We start from the raw sequence: 3,920 nt of genomic DNA on the forward strand, positions 1-3,920 counted from the left end.
AGTTGATACATCTGGTGACTGACCCGCCGCTTTCGCGAGCAAGCCCGCTCCCACATTGGACCGCGTACATCCGTTCAATAATAAGAAACCGGAGAACAACCATGTCTTTAAGCGTGTTCGACCTGTTCAAGATTGGCATCGGCCCCTCCAGCTCCCACACCGTCGGCCCGATGCGCGCTGCCGCTCGATTCGTCGAGGGACTGAAGCGCGACAACCTGCTGGGCGCCACCACCTGCGTCAAGGTGGAGCTCTACGGCTCACTCGGCGCCACCGGCAAAGGCCACGGCAGTGACAAGGCCGTATTGTTGGGCCTGGAAGGCGAGCACCCGGATACCGTGAACACCGAAACCGTTGCCGCCCGCCTGTTGGAAATTCGCGGCAACGCACGCTTGAACCTGCTCGGCGAACACAGCATTGCGTTCAACGAGAAAGAACACCTGGCGATGATTCGCAAACCCCTGCCCTATCATCCCAACGGCATGATCTTCCGCGCCTTCGACGCCGCCGGCTTGCAGATTCGCAGCCGCGAGTACTACTCGGTGGGCGGCGGGTTTGTGGTGGATGAAGACGCCGCCGGCCACGACCGGATTGTCGAAGACGCCACGCCCCTGACGTTCCCGTTCAAAAGTGCCAAGGACTTGCTCGGCCATTGCGCCACCTATGGGCTGTCCATCAGCCAGGTGATGCTGACCAATGAAAGCGCCTGGCGCCCGGAAGCGGAAACCCGCGCCGGCCTGCTGAAGATCTGGCAGGTGATGCAGGACTGCGTGGACGCGGGCTGTCGCAACGAAGGGATTTTGCCCGGAGGGCTGAAGGTCAAGCGCCGCGCCGCCGCGTTGCATCGCCAACTGTGCAAGCACCCGGAGTCGGCGCTGCGCGACCCGTTGTCGGTGCTGGACTGGGTCAACCTCTACGCCCTGGCGGTCAACGAAGAAAACGCCAATGGCGGGCGCGTGGTGACGGCGCCCACCAACGGTGCGGCCGGGATTGTGCCGGCGGTGTTGCACTACTACATGCGCTTTATCCCGGGGGCCAGCGAAGACGGAGTGGTGCGCTTCCTGCTCACCGCCGCAGCCATCGGCATTCTGTACAAGGAAAACGCCTCGATCTCCGGCGCCGAAGTCGGCTGCCAGGGGGAAGTCGGCGTGGCCTGTTCCATGGCTGCCGGCGCCCTGTGCGAAGTGTTGGGCGGTACGGTTTCCCAGGTAGAAAACGCCGCCGAGATCGGCATGGAACACAACCTCGGCCTGACCTGCGACCCCATCGGCGGCTTGGTGCAGGTGCCCTGCATCGAGCGCAACGCCATGGGTTCGGTCAAGGCCATCAATGCGGTGCGCATGGCCCTGCGCGGCGACGGGCAACACTTCGTGTCCCTCGACAAGGTCATCCGCACCATGCGCCAGACCGGCGCCGACATGAAAAGCAAATACAAGGAAACCGCCCGTGGCGGTTTGGCGGTCAACATTATCGAGTGCTGACGCCTATAAGCGCGTCCGCACGTTTTTCAGGAGCTGAATATGTCCACCGAAACCCTGTTGAAAACCCCGTTGCACGCCTTGCACATCGAACTGGGCGCACGCATGGTGCCCTTCGCCGGCTACGACATGCCGGTGCAATACCCGCTGGGCGTGATGAAAGAACACCTGCACACCCGTGAACAAGCCGGGTTGTTCGATGTGTCGCACATGGGCCAGATCCGCCTGACCGGCGCCGGTGCCGCCAAGGCCCTGGAAACCCTGGTGCCGGTGGACATCATCGACCTGCCGGTGGGCATGCAGCGTTATGCGATGTTCACCAACGAGCAAGGCGGCATCCTGGATGACCTGATGGTCGCCAACCTGGGTAACGGCGAACTGTTCCTGGTGGTCAACGCCGCCTGCAAGGACCAGGACCTGGCCCACCTGCGCCAGCACATCGGTGACCAGTGCACCATCGAGCCACTGTTCGAGGAACGCGCCCTGCTGGCCCTGCAAGGCCCGGCTGCCGTCAGCGTGCTGGCGCGCCTGGCGCCGGAGGTCAAGCACATGACCTTCATGCAATTCGCACCGACCCGCCTGCTGGGCGTGGATTGTTACGTCAGCCGCTCGGGCTACACCGGCGAAGACGGCTTCGAAATCTCGGTACCGGCCGCGAACGCCGAGGCCCTGGCCCGCAGCCTGCTGGCCGAAACCGAAGTACAGGCCATCGGCCTGGGCGCCCGCGACTCCCTGCGCCTGGAGGCCGGCCTGTGCCTTTATGGCCATGACATGAACACCGAGACCACGCCGATTGAAGCCAGCCTGTTGTGGGCAATTTCCAAGGCCCGTCGTGCTGATGGCGCACGCGCCGGTGGCTTCCCGGGCGCCGATGCGATCTTCACCCAGCAACAAACCGGCGTCAGCCGCAAACGCGTAGGCCTGTTGCCACAGGAACGCACGCCGGTCCGTGAAGGCGCAGAAATCGTCGACGAACACGGCACCGTGATCGGCAGCGTCTGCAGCGGCGGTTTTGGCCCGAGCCTGGGCGGCCCGCTGGCCATGGGTTATCTGGACAGCGCTTTCATCGCACTGGATACCGAAGTATCTGCGTTGGTACGTGGGAAAAAGGTGCCACTACGTGTAAGTAAAATGCCATTCGTACCACAACGTTACTACCGTGGTTGATTGACTGTTCCTATAAGTAACGCGGTTGCGTTAACGTGCACTAATCTGTAACGCAACCGCCACATTAAAGTGCATTGACGATAGTCAATGTTATGTTCAGTCACCTATAACAAGTGACGAATTCTATCGAATAAACGCGTTCCACATTGTGGACAGAAGTGTAACGAGGCCGAGCAAAACCTGGGGTTTTGCCGGGGCTTGTTTTTTCTGTATTAGTTGGCGTAGAGTTTGCCCACTGTGTTTGCATGGGTCGCTTTGAACCTGGACCTGGGCAGTAGCCAAAGTTTGCTACAACCCGTTCGACGTCTCTTACTTTCCTGCAACCCAGCCCAGTACTCTTTCATGTGAAAGGGGCTGTCATTAATTTTTTTGCGTCAAGGAAATAAGAAAATGGCTGATCGTCAGAGCGGTACCGTCAAGTGGTTTAACGACGAAAAAGGGTTTGGTTTTATCACTCCAGAAAGCGGTCCGGATCTGTTCGTCCACTTCCGCGCTATTCAGGGCAACGGCTTCAAAAGCCTGAAAGAAGGCCAGAAAGTGACCTTCATCGCGGTGCAAGGCCAGAAAGGCATGCAAGCCGACGAAGTACAAGCAGAAGGCTGATCCTTGCTGCGACAAAAAGCCCCTGATATGACATCAGGGGCTTTTTTATGGGCGTTCTTCCGTAAAATGGCTTTTTTCCTGCCGAGAGCCATGCCATGTCGAAACACCTGCTGAGCCCCCAAGGCGAGTTTCCCGCCGTAGGCCTGGGCCGTCGTCTGGCAGCGATGTTCTATGACTTCCTGTTGTGCACCGCCCTGCTGATCGTCACGGCCTTCATCTACAAGCTGGTGTGGATGGGGTTTGTCGGTGAGGCCAAGTTGCGAGCGCTTTCCGAATCCGGCGCGCTGGATGGTGATCCGCTGTTGTCGACGATTTTGTTTTTTGTGTTGTTTGGGTTTTTTGCCAAGTTCTGGACGCACTCGGGGCAGACCCTGGGGATGCAGGTTTGGGGGGTGCGGGTGCAGAACGCTGATGGGTCGCGGATTAGTCTGTGGCAGGCGTTGTTGCGGTTTGTGGTGTCGATTGCTTCGTGGTTGTGCCTGGGGCTTGGGTTTATCTGGTCGTTGTTCGACAAGCAGAAACGTGGCTGGCATGACATTTATTCGGACACGCGGTTGGTGCGGGTTCCGAAGAAAAAGAAGTAGGTTTTTAGATTGGGGGGCATATCCGTTGCTGCGGTGATGGCCGCTATTGGTTCCGCTTTTACAGCGGCTCACTTTTGAAAAGCGCAAAAGT

General features: G+C 59.3%; 4 protein-coding genes. All 4 read left to right on the plus strand.

The annotated features are described in order from the left end of the window. Nucleotides 1-101: 101 nt before the first annotated feature. Entirely contained in the window at nucleotides 102-1,478 is a 1,377-nt protein-coding gene (locus ACW9I6_RS31280) for an L-serine ammonia-lyase (RefSeq protein WP_003220047.1), read from the plus strand. Between the two features lie 39 nt (nucleotides 1,479-1,517). Beyond that, nucleotides 1,518-2,642: a glycine cleavage system aminomethyltransferase GcvT gene (gcvT, locus tag ACW9I6_RS31285; RefSeq protein ID WP_177052186.1), complete on the plus strand. Its 1,125-nt coding sequence runs from the start codon at nucleotides 1,518-1,520 to the stop codon at nucleotides 2,640-2,642. 390 nt (nucleotides 2,643-3,032) lie between these two features. After that, a complete protein-coding gene (locus ACW9I6_RS31290) occupies nucleotides 3,033-3,245 on the plus strand; it encodes a cold-shock protein (protein WP_003220045.1) in 213 nt (70 codons plus the stop codon). A 95-nt stretch (nucleotides 3,246-3,340) separates the two neighbouring features. Then, a complete protein-coding gene (locus ACW9I6_RS31295) occupies nucleotides 3,341-3,829 on the plus strand; it encodes an RDD family protein (protein ID WP_003220044.1) in 489 nt (162 codons plus the stop codon). The last annotated feature ends 91 nt before the right edge of the window (nucleotides 3,830-3,920 follow it).

The sequence above is a fragment of the Pseudomonas sp. SDO5522_S412 genome, from assembly GCF_054071215.1.